This is a genomic window from Zestomonas insulae (genome assembly GCF_016901015.1).
Lineage (GTDB): Bacteria > Pseudomonadota > Gammaproteobacteria > Pseudomonadales > Pseudomonadaceae > Aquipseudomonas > Aquipseudomonas insulae.
This window is the reverse complement of record NZ_JAFEUP010000005.1, coordinates 445,910-463,795: the sequence shown is the minus strand read 5'-3', so window position 1 is coordinate 463,795 and position 17,886 is coordinate 445,910. Positions and strand designations below refer to the sequence as shown.

Sequence of the window (17,886 nt, the reverse complement as noted above, 5' to 3'; positions counted from 1 at the left end):
CCCTCATGTCCAGCCTCCCGCCGCGCGGCCGCGGCACCGTCAGCAATCCGCACAATCGCTTCGCGCCGACCCGCGCGGTGGCCGAAGACGACGGCTGGTACCGCGAGGAAACCCCGCCGAGCCTGGCCACCGAGGTGCGCGTCGAGAAGGCCAAGAGCGTGCTGACCCGCAACCAGTCGCCGGACGTCGGTTTCGACCGCTCGGTGAACCCCTACCGCGGCTGCGAGCACGGCTGCATCTACTGCTTCGCGCGGCCCAGCCACGCCTACTGGGACCTCTCACCGGGGATCGACTTCGAGACCAAGCTGATCGCCAAGACCAACCTCGCCAGCCGCCTTGAGGAAGAGCTCAGCAAGCCCGGCTATGTGCCGCAGCCGCTGGCCCTGGGCATCAACACCGACGCCTACCAGCCGATCGAGCGCGAGTACCAGCTGACTCGCCGCTCCTTGGAAATCTGCCTGCGCTTTCGCCACCCGGTGCACCTGATCACCAAGAGCGCGCTGATCCTCCGCGACCTCGACCTGCTCGGCGAACTGGCCAGCCGGCGCCTGGTCAGCGTGGCGTTCAGCCTGACCACCCTCGACGACGAACTGAAGCGCATCATGGAACCGCGCACGGCGACCCCGGCGGCGCGCTTGCGCGCCATGCGCACGCTAAGCGAGGCTGGCGTGCCGGTCAGTGCGCTGTGTGCGCCAATCATTCCGATGATCAACGACATGGAGCTGGAGCGCTTGCTCGAAGCGGCTCGCGACGCCGGCGCGTGCTCGGCCGGCTACGTGCTGCTGCGCCTGCCGCTGGAGATCGCCGAGCTGTTCGAGGAGTGGCTGCGCGCGCATTTCCCCGAACGCGCCGAGCACGTGATGAGCCTGATCCGCCAGAGTCGCGGCGGCCGGAACTACGACAGTCGCTTCGGCACGCGGATGCGCGGCGAGGGGGTGTTCGCCGAGCTGCTCGCCCAGCGTTTCCAGCTGGCGATCAAGCGCCTGGGCCTGCAGCGGCGCGATTTCGAGCTGGACTGCAGCCAGTTCGCCCCGCCCGGTCGGCAGCTCGCCCTGCTGTAAATGAAATGTGACTTGTGCGGGGTGGCGGCTGTCCGCATGCGGGGTCGATAATTCCCGCAGCGCAACGGTTCAGTACGAGGTAGATGCCCATGCCCTACAAGCACAACGCCATTCCCCTGCAGGCGCGCACTGCGCCGGAGAGCGCCGACGAGGCGCTGAATGCCATAGTCGGAGGCTTCAAGCGCTTCCGCAACGAGGTCTTCCCGCAGCAGGAGGAACTGTTCAAGGCACTGGCCAGCGCGCAGAACCCGCGCGCCATGTTCATTACCTGCGCCGACTCGCGCATCGTCCCCGAGCTGATCACCCAGAGTGCGCCGGGCGATCTGTTCGTCACCCGCAACGTCGGCAACGTGGTGCCGCCCTATGGGCAGATGAACGGCGGCGTTTCCACCGCCATCGAGTACGCCGTGCTGGCCCTTGGCGTGCAGCACATCATCGTCTGCGGCCACTCCGACTGCGGCGCGATGAAGGCAGTGCTCAACCCTGATCCGCTGGAACGCATGCCGACCGTGAAGGCCTGGCTGCGCCACAGCGAGGTGGCGCTCAAGGTGGTCGAGGAGAACTGCGGCTGCACTGGCCACGACACCCTCGGGGTGCTCACCGAGGAGAACGTGGTGGCGCAGCTCAACCACCTGTGCACCCACCCGTCGGTGGCCGCGCGCGTGGCCAACGGCCAGTTGTTCATCCACGGTTGGGTCTACGACATCGAGACCAGCGCGATCCGCGCCTATGATGCCGAGAGCGCGCGCTTCCTGCCGCTCGACGGTGCGGTGGTGCCGATGGCCACGCCCAAGGCCCGCTACCAGGTGCAGTAAAACGACAAGGCCCGCGATTGCGGGCCTTGTGGCATTTGCGCAGCGATCAGCTGGCGACGCGCTGTTTGTTCTGCAGCTTGAGTTCCACACCGAGCTGCTGCGACAGGCACGGCCAGCGCTTCCACGCCGCGGCGGTCTGCGGATCGCTGAGGCGCTGGCGGTAGGCCTGCACCGATTCCTGGCTGAAGGTACTGGCCGGCAGCATGCCGTCCACCGCGAGGTGCACCGCCTCGTCGAGCTGGTTGGCGAACGGCTCGCCGATCAACTGGTGGGCGATCAGGTTGGCCACTGTGGTGTCCAGCGGGATCAGCGGCTGGCCGAGGTGGGCGATGTAGCGGTCGTTGACCTCCTCGACCAAGCGGTGCGCCAGGTAGGCCTCGTCGAGCAGGCCATCGAGGCCTTCGTGGCCGGCCATCAGCTCCGGCGGCTGCAGGAAATACTGCTCGGCGACCTTCAGCACCGGCTTGATCTGGTCTTCGATACCGGCTTCGCGGGCGACCTGATTGGCGGCGACCAGCACATCCGGTACCTGCTCCACGTAGGCGACCACGAAGGCGGTCAGCGCCTCCGCTGCGTCCTGTTCCGGCAAGCGGATGGCGGGGTGCAGGCGCGGCAATTGCGCCTCCAGCTGACGGTACAACTGGCGGCTGCCGGCTTCATGCTGAAGCGCACTCTGGATCAACTCACGCAAGGCGGGCGTGTTCATGACGGCTCCTGATGTATAGGACATGGCGTTCGAAACGCAGTCATTGACCTTAGCCGGCTTGGGCTGTTGGCTAAGACTCGATCGTAATAATTATGTAGCGTTTATTCGGACAAGGCATATCGCCAGTACGGATTAATTACCCGTCCATGTAGGCGCGTGGCGTTTAGGACAAGGCTTCGGCGCCTTTAGCCATTTTCGTTTTGGCATTGCGGGGCGGAAGCCGCTGGCTATACTCGGAATCGAAAGGCGTTACCTGATGACACCCGACTGCGCACCTGTGTGTTGAGAGTTCGGCCGTTGAATCAGCAGTACCGACAGCCGCTCCCTTAACCGCAGGCCCAGCCGGCGGGATAACAAGAACGATAAGGGGAACCCGCAATGACGCGACATCCACGAGCCTGGATGGGGATCCTGTTGTGGCTAATTTTCGGCCAGGCACAGGCAGCCTGGACGGTGAATATGGCGCCGGGTGCGACGGCGATCAGTCACGCAGTCTTCGATTTGCACATGACCATTTTCTGGATCTGCGCCGTCATCGGCGTATTGGTCTTTGGTGCCATGTTCTGGTCAATGATCGTCCACCGCCGCTCCACCGGGCAGCAGCCCGCGCACTTCCACGAAAGCACCACGGTGGAAATCCTCTGGACCATCGTGCCTTTCCTCATCCTCGTGGTGATGGCCATTCCCGCGACCAAGACGCTGATCGAGATGTACGACAACTCCGAACCGGAGCTGGACGTGCAGGTCACCGGCTACCAGTGGAAGTGGCAGTACAAGTACCTGGGCCAGGACGTCGAGTTCTTCAGCAACCTGGCCACCCCACAGGACCAGATCCACAACAAGGCCGACAAGGACGAGCACTACCTGCTCGAGGTGGACAATCCGCTGGTGCTGCCGGTCGGGGCCAAGGTGCGCTTCCTGGTCACCTCCAGTGACGTGATCCACTCCTGGTGGGTGCCGGCCTTCGCGGTCAAGCGCGACGCCATTCCCGGCTTCGTCAACGAGGCCTGGGCCAAGGTCGACAAGCCCGGCATCTACCGCGGTCAGTGCGCCGAGCTGTGCGGCAAGGACCATGGCTTCATGCCGATCGTGGTGGAAGTGAAATCCAAGCCGGACTTCGACAAGTGGCTGGCCGAGCGCAAGGAGGAGGCCGCCAAGCTCAAGGAGCTGACCACCAAGGAGTGGACCCTGGAAGAACTGGTCGCCCGTGGCGACAAGGTCTATCACACCACCTGCGCGGCCTGTCACCAGCCTGAGGGTCAGGGCCTGCCGCCGATGTTCCCGGCACTCAAGGGCTCGAAGATCGCCACCGGACCGAAGGCCGATCACCTGAGCATCGTCTTCCACGGCAAGCCCGGCACCGCCATGGCGGCGTTCGGCAAGCAGCTGTCGGAAGTCGATATCGCCGCCGTCGTCACCTACGAACGCAACGCCTGGGGCAACAACACCGGCGACATGGTGACCCCGAAGGAAGTGCTTGAGCTCAAGCAGGCCGAGGAGAAATGACATGAGTGCAGTGATCGACCACGGTCATGCCGACCATGACCACCACCACGGCCCGGCCAAGGGCCTGATGCGCTGGGTGCTGACCACCAACCACAAGGACATCGGCACCCTCTACCTGTGGTTCAGCTTCTGCGCGTTCCTGCTCGGCGGCTCGTTCGCCATGGTGATCCGCGCCGAACTGTTCCAGCCCGGCCTGCAGATCGTGCAGCCGGAATTCTTCAACCAGATGACCACCATGCACGGCCTGGTGATGGTGTTCGGTGCGGTGATGCCGGCCTTCGTCGGCCTGGCCAACTGGATGGTGCCGCTGATGATCGGCGCGCCGGACATGGCCCTGCCGCGGATGAACAACTTCAGCTTCTGGCTGCTGCCGGCCGCCTTCGGTCTGCTGGTCAGCACCCTGTTCATGCCCGGTGGCGGACCGAACTTCGGCTGGACCTTCTACGCGCCGTTGTCGACCACCTTCGCGCCGCACAGCGTGACCTTCTTCATCTTCGCCATCCACCTGATGGGCATGAGTTCGATCATGGGCGCGATCAACGTGGTCGCCACCATCCTCAACCTGCGTGCCCCTGGCATGACCCTGATGAAGATGCCGCTGTTCGTCTGGACCTGGCTGATCACCGCGTTCCTGCTGATCGCAGTGATGCCAGTGCTGGCGGGCTGCGTGACCATGATGCTGATGGACATCCACTTCCACACCAGCTTCTTCAGCGCGGCCGGTGGCGGTGACCCCGTGCTGTTCCAGCACGTGTTCTGGTTCTTCGGGCATCCCGAGGTGTACATCATGATCCTGCCGGCGTTCGGCGCGGTCAGCTCGATCATCCCGGCGTTCTCGCGCAAACCGCTGTTCGGATACACCTCGATGGTCTACGCCACCGCGTCGATCGCCTTCCTGTCGTTCATCGTCTGGGCGCACCACATGTTCGTAGTCGGCATCCCGCTGGTTGGCGAGCTGTTCTTCATGTACGCCACCATGCTGATCGCCGTGCCCACCGGGGTGAAGGTGTTCAACTGGGTGTCGACCATGTGGCAGGGCTCGATGACCTTCGAGACGCCGATGCTGTTCGCCGTGGCCTTCGTCATCCTGTTCACCATCGGCGGCTTCTCCGGGCTGATGCTGGCGATCGCGCCGGCCGACTTCCAGTACCAGGACACCTACTTCGTGGTGGCGCACTTCCACTACGTGTTGGTGCCCGGGGCGATCTTCGGCATCTTCGCCTCGGCCTACTACTGGCTGCCGAAATGGACCGGCCACATGTACGACGAGACGCTCGGCAAGCTGCACTTCTGGATGAGCTTCATCGGCATGAACCTGGCGTTCTTCCCGATGCACTTCGTCGGCCTGGCCGGCATGCCGCGGCGGATCCCCGACTACAACCTGCAGTTCGCCGACTTCAACATGGTCTCCTCGGTCGGCGCCTTCATGTTCGGCACCACCCAGCTGCTGTTCCTGTTCATCGTCATCAAGTGCATCAAGGGCGGCAAGCCGGCTCCGGCCAAGCCGTGGGACGGTGCCGAAGGCCTGGAATGGACCATTCCTTCGCCGGCGCCGTACCACACCTTCACCACCCCGCCGGAAGTGAAGTGAGATGAGCGACGAGAGCCTCGCTACCCGCAAGCTGGTGACCCGGCTGCTGATCGTCGTGGTGGCGATGTTCGCCTTCGGTTTTGCCTTGGTGCCGATCTACGACGTGATGTGCAAGGCGCTCGGCATCAACGGCAAGACCTCCGGCAGCGCCTACCAGGCAGCAGACGGTCAGGTGGTCGACACCGCGCGCGAGGTCAAGGTGCAGTTCGTCGCCAACAACAACGTCGACATGGTCTGGGAGTTCCGGCCCAAGGCCGAGCAACTGGTGGTCCATCCTGGCGCGGTGAACGAGATGCTGTTCATCGCCCAGAACCCCACCGACAAACCGATGACCGCCCAGGCAATTCCGAGCATCGCACCGTCGACGGCCGCCACCTACTTCCACAAGACCGAATGCTTCTGCTTCACCCAGCAGGTGCTGCAGCCCGGTGAACGCATCGAAATGCCGGTGCGCTTCATCGTCGACCGCGACCTGCCCAAGGATGTGCGTCACGTGACGCTCGCTTACACGCTGTTCGACATCACTGCCCGCAAGCCGCCAGTCGCCAGCAACGACCGCTGAAGGGCCGATCAGGAGAACAACAATAATGGCAACCCACGAACACTATTACGTTCCCGCGCAGAGCAAGTGGCCGATCATCGCCACGCTCGGCATGCTCACCACCGTGTTCGGCCTTGGCACCTGGTTCAATGACCTCAGCGCCAACAAGCCGGAATCCCACGGCCCGTGGATCTTCTTCGTTGGCGGGCTGATTCTCGCCTACATGCTGTTCGGTTGGTTCGGCAACGTGATCCGCGAGAGTCGCGGCGGCTTGTACAGCGCACAGATGGATCGCTCGTTCCGCTGGGGCATGAGCTGGTTCATCTTCTCCGAGGTGATGTTCTTCGCCGCCTTCTTCGGTGCGCTGTTCTACATCCGCATGTGGGCCGGCCCATGGCTCGGTGGCGAGGGCGACAAAGGCATCGCCAACATGCTCTGGCCGGGCTTCCAGTACACCTGGCCGTTGCTGGAGACCCCGGACCCGAAACTGTTCCCCGGGCCGAAGGAAGTGATCAGTCCCTGGCACCTGCCGCTGATCAACACCATCTTGCTGGTCACCTCCAGCTTCACCGTGACCTTCGCCCACCACGCGCTGAAGAAGAACCATCGCGGCGCGCTCAAGGCCTGGCTGGCCCTGACCATCCTGCTCGGTGCGAGCTTCCTGGTCCTGCAGGGTTACGAGTACCACGAGGCCTACAGCGAACTGGGCCTGACGCTCGGCTCGGGCATCTACGGCGCGACCTTCTTCATGCTCACCGGCTTCCACGGCGCCCACGTGACCATGGGCACGATCATTCTCACGGTGATGCTGGTGCGCATCCTGCGCGGCCACTTCGACGCCGATAAGCACTTCGGTTTCGAGGCGGCCAGCTGGTATTGGCACTTCGTCGACGTGGTGTGGATCGGCCTGTTTATCTTCGTCTACGTGCTGTGAGCGAGGCGGCACCGGCGGGGGCCGGCGCCGCGCATTACCAGGTGACGTGGGAGGTCAGTTGGCCGCTGTAGAAGCCCCAGGCAATCAGCGCCAGGGTCAGCGCGGCGAGGATCACCCGCACGGTCAGCGCATTGACCACACGTGAGCCGTGGCCCTCGTCCTTGACCAGGAAGAACAGGCCACTGAACAGGCTGACCAGGGTGGCCAGCAGCATGAGGACGATCGCCGCTTTGAGCATGGCGTGACTCCGGGGGTGGGGAATGCAGTTGAGTATAGCCAGATGCATCGGCGGATTTCGGGGGCGGCCATGAGTCGCTTCCGTCCCGGCGTGCTGCCCAGCCTGATCGTCCTGGCCCTGCTGCCGGTACTGATCGGCCTGGGCTTCTGGCAACTCGCCCGCGCCGAAGAAAAACGCCAGCTGCTGGCCAGCTACGAAGCACGCCGCCAGGCCGAGCCGATGGCCGTCGCCGCGCTGGAGCGGCACAGCGATCCGGCCTTCCGCCGCGTGGTCCTGCACGGCCAGTTCGATGCGCAGCACAGCCTGCTGCTGGACAACCGCATCCATCAGGGCCAGGTCGGCGTCGAGCTGCTGCAGCCGTTCTACGACCAGGCCAGCGACCTCTGGGTGCTGCTCAACCGCGGCTGGCTGCCCTGGCCGGACCGCCGCACCGCGCCGACCTTCACCACCCCGGACGGTGCGCAAACACTCACCGCCTGGGTCTACGTGCCGCCCGGCGCGACCTTCCAGTTACACAGCGATCCCACCGGCGGCGACTGGCCGCGGCTGGTCACCGCCGTCGATCCCGCCGCGCTGTGGCAACAGCTCGGGCGTGGCGGCCTGTCCCGCGAGCTGCGCCTGGAAGGTGGCGCCGCGGCCTACCTCACCGACTGGCCGATCATCGCGATGGGCCCGGAAAAACACACCGGCTACGCCGTGCAGTGGTTCGCCCTGGCGGCGGCGCTGTGTGGCTTGTTCGTCTATTTCGGTTTGCACAACGGCAGAAGGACTCCCCATGGACGTCACTATGAATCCCACCAGCACTCCTGAACAACGTCCGCACAGCCGCCGTCGCGGGCGCTGGCAGCTGATCCTGCTGCTGATGGTCGCGCTCGGGCCAATGCTGCTGGCCACTGCGATGTACAAATGGCGCTTCTGGGTGCCGGACAGCCGCAACTACCACGGGGTGCTCGTCGGCGGCAGCGAAAACCGTGCGGCGCTCGGGGTGGACGCCGGCGACGAGGCGCGCTGGCAGCTCCTGGTGACTGCTCCGGAAGGCTGCGCCAAGGCCTGCCAGGAGCTGGTCTACCTGGCCCGGCAGATCAACATCGGCCTGGCCCGTGACGCCACGCGCGCCAGCCATGCGCTGGCCAGCAGCGAAACGCTGCCGGTGGATTTCGCCGAGCTGATCGAGCGTGACTACCCGCAGCTGCAGCGCTATTCGCTGGACCGCCAGCAGTACGACAGCGGTGACGCCGCCGACTCCGCCGCGCACCTGTGGATCGTCGATCCGCACGGCAACCTGGTGCTGCGCTACGACAGCGGGGTCAACGGCAAGGACGTGCTGATCGACCTGCGCCTGCTGCTGAAACTGTCGAACATCGGTTGAGGAGGCGCTGATGCGCAAACCCGGATTCCGCATCGCCCTGTTCGCCACTGCCCTGGCGCTGGTCGTCGTGCTGCTCGGCGCCTACACCCGGCTGACCCACGCCGGCCTCGGCTGTCCGGACTGGCCGGGCTGCTACGGCTTCATCCATGTGCCGAAAACCGAGACCCAGCTGGCCCACGCCGAAGCGCGTTTCCCCGACGCGCCGGTGGAGGCGCAGAAGGGCTGGAACGAGATGATCCACCGCTACTTCGCCGGCAGCCTCGGCCTGCTGATTCTCGGTCTGGCGGTGCATGCGCTGCGGCAGCGCGGGCGTGCCGAGCAGCCGCTCAAGCTGCCGGTGCTGCTGCTCGGCGTGGTCATCGCCCAGGCGGCGTTCGGCATGTGGACGGTGACCCTCAAGCTGTGGCCGCAGGTGGTCACCGCGCACCTGCTGGGCGGCTTCACCACCCTGGCGCTGCTGTTCCTGCTGACCCTGCGCCTGTCCGGCGCGTTCGCCCCGCTGCCGGCGCTGTCCGCGCGCCTGCGCCTGCTGGCGGGTGCGGCGCTGGCCCTGGTGATCGGGCAGATCGCCCTGGGTGGCTGGGTCAGCTCCAACTATGCGGCGGTGGCCTGCATCGACCTGCCGACCTGCCACGGCGCATGGTGGCCGCCGATGGACTTCGCCAACGGCTTCCACCTCAGTCAGCACATCGGCCCCAACTACCTCGGCGGCCAGCTCGACAGCGATGCGCGCACCGCCATCCATTTCACCCACCGTCTCGGCGCGCTGCTGGTCAGTGGCGTGCTGCTGCTGCTTGCCTGGCGCCTGCGCGCTGCCGGCCTCGGCCGCCTCGCCGCACTGCTGCTGCTGGCGCTGGCCGCGCAGGTCAGTCTGGGAGTGAGCAACGTGCTGCTGCACCTGCCGCTGCCGGTGGCGGTGGCGCACAACGGCGGCGGTGCCGGCTTGCTGCTGGTGCTGGTGCTGGTCAATTACCGCCTGCGTCCGTTGCCGCTCGCTGCCCAATCCCGCGTCACGGCCTTGCCTGATGGCCTGGCCGCGAGCCAACAATAAGAAACGAGGAGATCCGCCATGGCGACAGTGCTGCGTACTCAAACCGCCGACTCGGCGACCTGGCGCGACTACCTCGAGCTGACCAAGCCCAAGGTAGTGGTGCTGATGCTGATCACCTCGCTGGTCGGCATGTTCCTCGCGACGCGCGCCGGCGTGCCGTGGACGGTGCTGCTGTTCGGCAACCTCGGCATCGGCTTGTGCGCCGGTGCGGCGGCGGCGGTCAACCACGTGGTCGACAGGCGCATCGACTCGATCATGGCGCGCACCCACAAGCGTCCGGTCACTGCCGGGCGGGTGTCGCCGCTCGCCGCGCTGAGCTTCGCCCTGCTCCTCGCGGTGCTCGGCCAGGCGCTGCTGCTGGCCTTCACCAACCCGCTCACCGCCTGGCTGACGCTGGCCTCGCTGCTCGGCTACGCGGCGCTGTACACCGGCTTCCTCAAGCGCGCCACGCCGCAGAACATCGTGATCGGCGGCCTGGCCGGCGCCGCGCCGCCGCTGCTCGGCTGGGTCGCGGTCACCGGCCATCTGGAGCCGGGCGCGCTGCTGCTGGTGCTGATCATCTTCGCCTGGACCCCGCCGCACTTCTGGGCGCTGGCCATCCACCGCAAGGAGGAGTACGCCAAGGCCGACATCCCGATGCTGCCGGTGACCCACGGCGAGCACTACACCAAGGTGCACATCCTGCTCTACACCCTGGTGCTGCTCGCGGTGAGCCTGTTGCCGTTCGCCATCCACATGAGTGGCCCGCTGTATTTGGTCTGCGCCACGCTGCTCGGTGCGCGCTTCCTGCACTGGGCTTGGGTGCTCTACCGTGACAGCAAACCGCACGCCGCAATCAACACCTTCAAGTACTCTATTGCCTATCTGTTCCTGCTGTTCATCGCCCTGCTGGTGGACCATTACCTGTTGTTGTGGAGCCTATGACCCGTATCCAGAAAACCGCCTTCGTCCTCATCGCGCTGGTTGCGCTGGTGTTCGGCCTGACCGTGCACAAGGTGCTCACCGCGCAGGGCCAGGGCGACCCGACCGCGCTGATCGACGCCGGCATCATCCTGCTGCCGCAGAGCCGCGACCTGCCGAACATCAGCCTCACCGACCAGAACGGTCAGCCGGTGCGGGTCGACGAGCTCAAGGACCAGTGGAGCCTGCTGTTCTTCGGTTACACCTTCTGCCCGGACATCTGCCCGACCACCCTCGCCCAGCTGCGCGAGCTGAAGACCCTGCTGCCGCCCGAGGCGCTCGGCCGCCTGCGCGTGGTGCTGGTCAGCGTCGATCCGCAGCGCGACACGCCAACCCAGCTCAAGCAGTACCTCGGCTATTTCGACCCGAACTTCCAGGGCCTGACCGGTGAACTGGAGAACATCCAGAAGCTCGCCAACGCGGTGAGCATCCCGTTCATTCCGGCCAATACCGACAAGCCCAACTACACCGTCGATCACAGCGGCAACCTGGTGATCATCGGCCCGGACGGCACCCAGCGCGGCTTCATCCGCGCGCCGTTGAACAACCAGAAGCTCGCCGTGCAGCTTCCGTTGCTGTTGAAGCGCGAAGGCTGAGCCCGGACGCCCATGCCCGACCACGCGCATTTCTCCCGCCTCGGCGGCATCGCCAGCCTGCTCGGCGTGCTGGTGCTGTTCGTCGCCACCCTGCTGCACCCGATGGACACCCCGCCGTGGGACGCGCCGGCGGCGTTCGCCGAGTACGCAGCGGACGGTCACTGGGTGTGCAGCCACCTCGGCCAGCTGCTCGGCGTACTGCTCGGGGTGATCGGCCTGGCCGCGCTGAGCTGGCGGCTGCGCGAGGGCCGCGCCGGCGTGTGGGCGCTGCTCGGCGTGCTGCTGGCGACCGTCAGCCTGGCGCTGGCGTTCGCCCTGCAGGCGGTCGACGGCGTGGCTTTGAAATTGATGGTCAGCCACTGGCAGGCGGCCGATGAGGCCAGCCGCGCGGCGGTGTTCGCCGCGACCTACGGAGTGCGCCAAGTCGAGGCCGGGCTGGCCAGTCTGATGGGCATCGGCTTCGGCATCACCGGGCTGCTGTATGGCGTGGCGCTGTGCCTGAGCGCGCGGGCGCCGACCTGGCTGGGCCTCGGCGCGCTGCTGGCCGGCGCCGCGGTGCTGGGCTCCAGCCTGGTGCAGGCACACACCGGCTTCTCCGAACTGGCGATGAACGTCAGCATGCCCAGTTCGCTGCTGCTGATGCTCTGGCAGATCGCCGCCGGCATCTACCTGCTGCGCCCGGTGCGCTGAACGCTCGCGCAGAAAAAAGCCCGCTGAGTAGCGGGCTTTTTTTATGCAGCGCGAGGGACGCTTAGAACGCCGGCACCACCGCACCGTTGTACTTGGTCTCGATGAACTTCTTCACTTCCGGGCTGTGCAGCGCCTTGGCCAGCTTCTGCATGGCAGCGCTGTCCTTGTTGTCCGGACGGGCCACCAGGATGTTCACATACGGCGAGTCGCTGCCTTCGATAGCCAGCGCATCCTTGGTTGGGTTGAGCTTGGCTTCCAGCGCGTAGTTGGTGTTGATCAGCGCCAGTTCGACCTGACCGAGCACGCGCGGCAGGGTCGCGGCTTCCAGCTCACGCACCTTGATGCCTTTCGGATTCTCGACGATGTCCTTCGGCGTGGCGGTGATGCTCTGGTTGTCCTTGAGCTTGATCACCCCGGCCTTGTCCAGCAACAGCAGCGCGCGGCCGCCGTTGGTGGCGTCGTTGGGGATCGCCACGGTGGCGCCCTGCGGCAGCTCAGCGAGGCTCTTGATCTTCTTCGAGTAGGCACCGAACGGCTCGATGTGCACGCCGACCACGGTCACCAGGTCGGTCTTGCGGCTGGCGTTGAACTCGTCGAGGTACGGCTGGTGCTGGAAGAAGTTGGCATCCAGGTTCTTCTGCTGCACCTGCAGGTTGGGCTGCACGTAGTCGGTGAATACGCGCACCTTTAGGTCGACGCCTTCTTTGGCCAGCAGCGGTTTGACGAACTCGAGGATCTCCGCGTGCGGTACCGGGCTGGCCGCCACGCTGAGGGTTTCCGCGGCCTGCGCGGTGGTGGAGAAGGCAGCAATCACGGCCAGACCGGCCAACAGTTTTTTCATCGTTGAACTCCTTGTGGGATGGGGCGCGGGATCGGCGGATAGCCGTCTTCCACGGACTGCGTTATTTACGGGCTCTCATTTCCGAGAAAAATGCACCACCAGCTTGTCGCCGGCGGATTGCAGGATTTGCACGAGGATCAGCAGGAGGATCACGGTCACCGCCATGACGTCCGGCTGGTAGCGCTGGTAGCCGTAGCGCACCGCCAGGTCGCCGAGGCCGCCGCCGCCGATCAGGCCGCTCATCGCGGTGTAGGACACCAGGGTGATGGCGGTGACGGTGACTGCGGCGATGATGCCCGGTCGCGCCTCCGGCAGCAGCGCGCTGAAGATGATCTGCCGGGTGCTGGCGCCCATCGCCTGGGTCGCCTCGATGATGCCGCGGTCGACCTCGCGCAGTGCGGTCTCCACCAGCCGCGCGAAGAACGGCGTGGCACCAACCACCAGCGGCGGAATGGCGCCGGCGACGCCCAGCGAGGTGCCAGCGATCAGCTCGGTGAACGGGATCATCAGGATCAGCAGGATGACGAACGGCACCGAGCGCAGCAGGTTGACCACGAAGGCCATCACCCGGTACGCCGCCGGCTGTTCGAGCAGCTGGCGCGGGCCGGTGAGGAACAGCAGCACGCCGAGCGGCAGGCCGAGCAGGATGGTGAACAGCAGCGAGCCGCCGAGCATGTTCAGGGTGTCCAGGGTGGCCTGCCAGATTTCCGGCCAGAACACGTTGGGCAAGAATTTCTCGAGCATCAGCGCAGCACCTCCAGGTGCACGTCGGCGGCCGCGAAGCGTGCCAGCGCGGCGTCCAGGTCGCCGCCGGTGAGGGCCAGGGTCAGTTGCCCGTAGGGGTTGTCCTTGATGCGGTCGATGCGCCCGGCGAGGATGCTGTAATCGACCCCGGTCTCGCGCGCCACGGTGCCGAGCAGCGGCGCGTAGGTGGCTTCGCCCTGGAAGGTCAGGCGCAGGATGCGTCCGGGCACGTGGGCGAAGTCGTCGCGCTGCTCGTTCTCGTCGACCTGCTCGTCTTCCAGCACGAAGCGCTTGGTGGTCGGGTGCTGCGGATGCAGGAACACGTCCGCCACGGGGCCCTGCTCGACGATCAGCCCGGCGTCCATCACCGCCACGCGGTCGCAGACCCGGCGGATCACGTCCATCTCGTGGGTGATCAGCACGATGGTCAGCTGCAACTCGCGGTTGATCTCGGCGAGCAGTTGCAGCACCGAGGCGGTGGTCTGCGGATCGAGCGCGCTGGTCGCCTCATCGCAGAGCAGGATCTTCGGCCGCGTGGCCAGCGCGCGGGCGATGCCGACGCGTTGCTTCTGGCCGCCGGAGAGCTGCGCCGGGTACTTGTTGGCGTGCTCGCTGAGGCCGACCCGCGCGAGCAGTTCGGCGACCCGTGCGGCGATCTCGGCGCGGCCCAGTTGGCCGGCCAGTTTGAGCGGCATGGCGACGTTGTCGGCGACGGTCTTCGAGGACAGCAGGTTGAAGTGCTGGAAGATCATCCCGACCTGCTGGCGGAAGCGCCGCAGGCCGTCGGTGTCGAGTGCGGTGACGTCTTCGCCGTCGATCACGATGCGGCCGCCGGAGGGCTCCTCGAGGCGGTTGATCAGGCGCAGCAGGGTGCTTTTGCCGGCGCCGGAATGGCCGATCAGGCCGAACACCTCGCCGGCGGCGACGGACAGCGTGGTGGGCTGCAGCGCAGGGATGCTGCGGCCATTGACGAGATACGCCTTGTGGACGCGGTCGAATTCGATCACTGCAAACGAACCTTATGGGTGCGGGGTAAGGCGCCCGTGGCCCTGGATGCCGGGTGCGGCAGGGGCCGAGGGGCTCAAACGACTGTAGGCGGTTGGCCGAAGGCGCGCATTCTAGCCCGACCGCTTATGCAATCTTAGTTTTTGTTATCCGCTTTGCCTCATGAAAAGGCATAAGCCGATAAGCGGCAGCCCGCCGCTGGGCGGGCGCGCGACTCAGCGCGGGCTGAGCAGCAGGCGCGGTGCCTGCTCGGCCTTGAGGTCCTGCGCCACACGCAGCGCGTAGCCCGGCTGCAGGCGCTTGACGCGCGCCGAGAGCAGCGAGGCGACCCAGGGGTAGTCCTTGGCCTGGCGCACCTGGATGCGTACCGCGCAGTCGTACTGCACCACATCGGCGGCGACTCGGTCGAGCAGCGCGCGCAGGGCGTCGTTGTCCTGGCTGTCGAGCATCGGCAGGGCGACCACGCTGGTCTTCGCCGCCGGGTCGATGAGCTGCGCACGCGGCGCCGCCGGGGTGCTCGGCGTGGCCGCGGCGGCAGCCTGGCTGGCTTTCAGCGCGGCGGCCTGCTGCTCGGCGGCGGCGCGCAACTGCTGGGCCTGCGCCAGGCGCGCGGCGGCGTCCGCATCGGCCTTGGCCTGGGCGGCTGCCTGGGCGCGCGCGGCGGCGGCCTGCTGCTCGGCGCTGCGCGCCTGGCCGATCGCGCTGTCCAGCCCGGTGGTCAGGGCCGGGGCCTGCGGCATCAGGCTGCGTGCCTGGCCGAGGGCCTGGGTGGCGCTGTCCAGGTCGCCCTGCTGCAGCGCCGCTTGGCCCTTCTGCAGGTAGGCGTCGGCGAGACGGCGCTGGTAGTACTCGACGCGGGTGTCGTTGCTGGCGCGTGCCTGGACGTCGGCCAACTGGCGGCGGGCGTCGTCGAGCTGGCCGTTGTTGAGGGTCAGTTCGAGCTGGCTGAGGGCGACCACCATCGGGTCCGGAGGAATCGCGGTGGAGTGTTGCGGGGCGCTCTGGCAAGCGGCCAATAGCAGGGAAACTGCGGCTATCGCCAGGTAACGGGAGGTGAACGACGGCATTCTGTTATCTCTCGGTGCTCGCGAAAACGCGGCAGTCTACACCCTGAGCAGGCTGCGACCCAACCGCGTGGGGGCGGCGCGCGGCTAGGCCACGCGCCGGGGGATGGCCAGGCCGAAGAGGAACAGCGTGGCCGCAGCGACCACGATGGACGGCCCGGCAGGGGTGTCCTGGAACCACGACAGGGCCAGTCCGGCGCCGACCGCCAGCAGGCCCAGCACGCTGGCGCCGAGGGCCATCTGCTCGGGTGTGCGCGCATGACGCTGGGCGGCCGCGGCGGGAATGATCAGCAGCGAGGTGATCAGCAGCACGCCGACGATCTTCATCGCCACCGCGATGACCACCGCGATCAGCAGCATCAGCGCCAGGCGCAGGCCGGCCACCGGCAGGCCTTCGACCTTGGCCAACTCTTCGTGCACGGTGACCGCCAGCAGCGGCCGCCACAGGCCGACCAGGGCCAGCAGCACCAGCGCGCTGCCGCCGACGATCCAGGCCAGGTCGCTGTTGCTGACCGCCAGCAGGTCGCCGAACAGGTAGGCCATCAGGTCGATGCGCACGTCCTTCATGAAACTCAGCACCACCAGGCCGAGCGACAGGGTGGTCGGCGCGAGGATGCCGAGCAGGGTGTCGGAGGCCAGTGGCTGGCGTTGCTGCAGGGTGACCAGGACGATCGCCAGCAGCAGGCAGCCGGCGGTCACCGCCAGGGTCGGGCTGAGGTTGAGCAGCAGGCCGAGGGCGACGCCGAGCAGCGCGGCGTGCGACAGGGTGTCGCCGAAATAGGCCATGCGCCGCCAGACGACGAAGGAGCCGAGCGGGCCGGCGACCAGCGCCAGGGTCAGCCCGGCGATCAGCGCGTTGAGGAGAAAATCAGGCATGGTTGCAGCCATCTCCGTGCACATGGCCGCTCACCGGGCCGAGGATCTTCAGTCCCGGCTGCGCCGGTTGGTCGACCACGCTGCCGTGCAGGTCGTGGGCGTGGTCGTGATGGTGGTGGTAGACCGCCAGGGCCGGCGCGGCCTGGCCGAACAGCTCGACGAACGCCGGGTCGCTGCCGACCTGCTCGGGATGCCCGGAGCAGCACACGTGGTGATTGAGGCAGACCACCTGGTCGGTGGTGCTCATCACCAGGTGCAGGTCGTGGGAGACCATCAGCACGCCGCAGCCGTGGCGATCACGCAGCTGGGTGATCAGCCGGTACAGCTCGGCCTGGCCGGCGACGTCGACGCCCTGCACCGGCTCGTCGAGCACCAGTAGCTCGGGTTCACGCAGCAGCGCACGGGCCAGCAGCACGCGCTGCAACTCGCCACCGGAAATTTTCTGCAGCGGGCTGTCGATCACCTGTTCGGCGCCGACCTCGCCAAGAGCGGCCAGCGCGCTGGCGCGGTTGACCCCGGGGACCAGGCGCAAGAAGCGCAGCACCGACAGCGGCAGGGTGGCGTCGACGTGCAGCTTCTGCGGCATGTAGCCGATGCGCAGCTTGGGCTTGCGCCACACGCGGCCGCGGTCCGGCTGCAGCAGGCCGAGCACGGCGCGCACCAGGGTGGTCTTGCCGGCGCCGTTGGGGCCGATCAGGGTGACGATCTCGCCCGGCTGCACGCTCAGCTTCACGTCGTTGAGCACGCTCTGCCCGGCGAAGCTGACGGCCACGCCGTCGAGCTGGATCAGCGCCTGGCTCATGCGCCGCTCCGGCAGCCGGCGCAGATGCCGACCACTTCAACGGTCTGCTGCTCGACGCTGAAGCCCACCGCGCCGGCGCTGTCGACGATCGCCTGGCTGATCGACTCCTGCTCCAGTTCGATCGCCGCGTGGCACTGCCGGCAGATCAGGAACTGGCCCTGGTGCGCGTGCGCCGGGTGGTTGCAGCCGACGAAGGCGTTCAGCGAGGCGATGCGGTGCACCAGGCCGTTCTCGAGGAGGAAATCCAGCGCCCGATAGACCGTCGGCGGCGCCGCGCGGCGGCCGTCGGCCTCGGTCAGCACGCCGAGGATGTCGTAGGCGCCGAGCGGCTTGTGGCTCTGCCAGACCAGCTCCAGCACGCGCTTGCGCAGTGCGGTGAGGCGCACGCCCTGGCGCTCGCAGACCGCCTCGGCTTCGCTCAGGGCGTTGTGCACGCAATGGGAGTGGTCGTGGGGGCGGGAGGCCAGCGGGGTGAGGATCATGGCGGGACGACGGC

At 66.7% G+C, this 17,886-nt stretch carries 21 protein-coding genes; 12 read left to right on the top strand and 9 right to left on the bottom strand.

The genetic code is table 11. The features are described from left to right. Window positions 1-5 precede the first annotated feature (5 nt). Entirely contained in the window at window positions 6-1,061 is a 1,056-nt protein-coding gene (locus tag JQX08_RS18025) for a PA0069 family radical SAM protein (RefSeq protein WP_205349794.1), read from the top strand. 89 nt (window positions 1,062-1,150) lie between these two features. Then, window positions 1,151-1,876: a carbonic anhydrase gene (locus tag JQX08_RS18020; RefSeq protein WP_205349793.1), complete on the top strand. Its 726-nt coding sequence runs from the start codon at window positions 1,151-1,153 to the stop codon at window positions 1,874-1,876. Window positions 1,877-1,922: 46 nt separating this feature from the next. Here the strand turns inward: JQX08_RS18020 and JQX08_RS18015 are convergent, their stop codons facing one another. Then, window positions 1,923-2,582 (bottom strand): hypothetical protein, encoded by a 660-nt coding sequence (locus tag JQX08_RS18015; RefSeq protein WP_205349792.1) that lies wholly within the window; start codon window positions 2,580-2,582, stop codon window positions 1,923-1,925. 378 nt (window positions 2,583-2,960) lie between these two features. Here JQX08_RS18015 and coxB point away from each other — a divergent pair, with 378 nt between their 5' ends. From coxB to JQX08_RS17995, 4 genes are read left to right on the top strand one after another with little or no spacing between them, the layout of a single operon-like run. Further along, complete coding sequence (gene coxB / locus JQX08_RS18010; protein WP_205349791.1) at window positions 2,961-4,088, top strand: cytochrome c oxidase subunit II; 1,128 nt, start codon at window positions 2,961-2,963, stop codon at window positions 4,086-4,088. Window position 4,089: 1 nt separating this feature from the next. After that, the gene (gene ctaD / locus JQX08_RS18005) at window positions 4,090-5,679 is read left to right on the top strand and encodes a cytochrome c oxidase subunit I (RefSeq protein ID WP_205349790.1); all 1,590 of its coding nucleotides are present in this window, start codon (window positions 4,090-4,092) and stop codon (window positions 5,677-5,679) included. Between the two features lies 1 nt (window position 5,680). Beyond that, window positions 5,681-6,241, top strand: coding sequence for a cytochrome c oxidase assembly protein (locus JQX08_RS18000; protein ID WP_205349789.1), 561 nt, complete (start codon window positions 5,681-5,683; stop codon window positions 6,239-6,241). 25 nt (window positions 6,242-6,266) lie between these two features. Beyond that, window positions 6,267-7,154 (top strand): cytochrome c oxidase subunit 3, encoded by an 888-nt coding sequence (locus JQX08_RS17995; RefSeq protein WP_205349788.1) that lies wholly within the window; start codon window positions 6,267-6,269, stop codon window positions 7,152-7,154. Window positions 7,155-7,188: 34 nt separating this feature from the next. On the opposite strand, the gene JQX08_RS17990 is transcribed toward JQX08_RS17995, so the two are convergent. Continuing rightward, window positions 7,189-7,392, bottom strand: coding sequence for a twin transmembrane helix small protein (locus JQX08_RS17990; protein WP_205349787.1), 204 nt, complete (start codon window positions 7,390-7,392; stop codon window positions 7,189-7,191). 69 nt (window positions 7,393-7,461) lie between these two features. Between JQX08_RS17990 and JQX08_RS17985 the strand changes: the two genes are divergently transcribed. The 6 genes from JQX08_RS17985 to JQX08_RS17960 are packed head-to-tail and all read left to right on the top strand — an operon-like array spanning window position 7,462 to window position 12,058. After that, window positions 7,462-8,202, top strand: coding sequence for an SURF1 family protein (locus JQX08_RS17985; protein ID WP_205349786.1), 741 nt, complete (start codon window positions 7,462-7,464; stop codon window positions 8,200-8,202). Then, entirely contained in the window at window positions 8,168-8,761 is a 594-nt protein-coding gene (locus JQX08_RS17980) for a hypothetical protein (RefSeq protein WP_205349785.1), read from the top strand. Before JQX08_RS17985 ends, JQX08_RS17980 begins: the two co-directional genes overlap by 35 nt. Before the next feature lie 10 nt (window positions 8,762-8,771). Continuing rightward, window positions 8,772-9,812 (top strand): COX15/CtaA family protein, encoded by a 1,041-nt coding sequence (locus JQX08_RS17975; RefSeq protein WP_205349784.1) that lies wholly within the window; start codon window positions 8,772-8,774, stop codon window positions 9,810-9,812. Window positions 9,813-9,830: 18 nt separating this feature from the next. After that, on the top strand, window positions 9,831-10,736 hold the full coding sequence (gene cyoE / locus JQX08_RS17970) for a heme o synthase (RefSeq protein ID WP_205349783.1): 906 nt from the start codon (window positions 9,831-9,833) through the stop codon (window positions 10,734-10,736). Next, entirely contained in the window at window positions 10,733-11,368 is a 636-nt protein-coding gene (locus JQX08_RS17965) for an SCO family protein (protein ID WP_205349782.1), read from the top strand. The genes cyoE and JQX08_RS17965 overlap by 4 nt, the downstream gene beginning before the upstream one ends. A 12-nt stretch (window positions 11,369-11,380) precedes the next feature. Then, entirely contained in the window at window positions 11,381-12,058 is a 678-nt protein-coding gene (locus JQX08_RS17960; RefSeq protein ID WP_205349781.1) for a hypothetical protein, read from the top strand. A gap of 61 nt (window positions 12,059-12,119) precedes the next feature. Here JQX08_RS17960 and JQX08_RS17955 read toward each other — a convergent pair whose 3' ends face one another. The 7 genes from JQX08_RS17955 to JQX08_RS17925 form a co-directional block, all read right to left on the bottom strand. Beyond that, on the bottom strand, window positions 12,120-12,899 hold the full coding sequence (locus JQX08_RS17955; protein WP_205349780.1) for a MetQ/NlpA family ABC transporter substrate-binding protein: 780 nt from the start codon (window positions 12,897-12,899) through the stop codon (window positions 12,120-12,122). A gap of 75 nt (window positions 12,900-12,974) precedes the next feature. Then, window positions 12,975-13,643, bottom strand: coding sequence for a methionine ABC transporter permease (locus tag JQX08_RS17950; protein ID WP_205349779.1), 669 nt, complete (start codon window positions 13,641-13,643; stop codon window positions 12,975-12,977). After that, window positions 13,643-14,650 carry an ATP-binding cassette domain-containing protein gene (locus JQX08_RS17945; RefSeq protein WP_205349778.1) on the bottom strand — a complete coding sequence of 336 codons (1,008 nt, stop codon included), beginning with the start codon at window positions 14,648-14,650 and terminating at the stop codon, window positions 13,643-13,645. The genes JQX08_RS17950 and JQX08_RS17945 overlap by 1 nt, the downstream gene beginning before the upstream one ends. Window positions 14,651-14,863: 213 nt before the next feature. After that, window positions 14,864-15,715, bottom strand: coding sequence for a hypothetical protein (locus JQX08_RS17940; protein WP_205349777.1), 852 nt, complete (start codon window positions 15,713-15,715; stop codon window positions 14,864-14,866). Window positions 15,716-15,799: 84 nt separating this feature from the next. Next, a complete protein-coding gene (znuB, locus tag JQX08_RS17935) occupies window positions 15,800-16,588 on the bottom strand; it encodes a zinc ABC transporter permease subunit ZnuB (protein WP_205349776.1) in 789 nt (262 codons plus the stop codon). Beyond that, on the bottom strand, window positions 16,581-17,390 hold the full coding sequence (gene znuC / locus JQX08_RS17930) for a zinc ABC transporter ATP-binding protein ZnuC (protein WP_205349775.1): 810 nt from the start codon (window positions 17,388-17,390) through the stop codon (window positions 16,581-16,583). The genes znuB and znuC overlap by 8 nt, the downstream gene beginning before the upstream one ends. After that, window positions 17,387-17,872, bottom strand: a complete 486-nt coding sequence (locus tag JQX08_RS17925; RefSeq protein ID WP_205349774.1) for a Fur family transcriptional regulator — start codon at window positions 17,870-17,872, stop codon at window positions 17,387-17,389. The genes znuC and JQX08_RS17925 overlap by 4 nt, the downstream gene beginning before the upstream one ends. Between the last annotated feature and the right edge of the window lie 14 nt (window positions 17,873-17,886).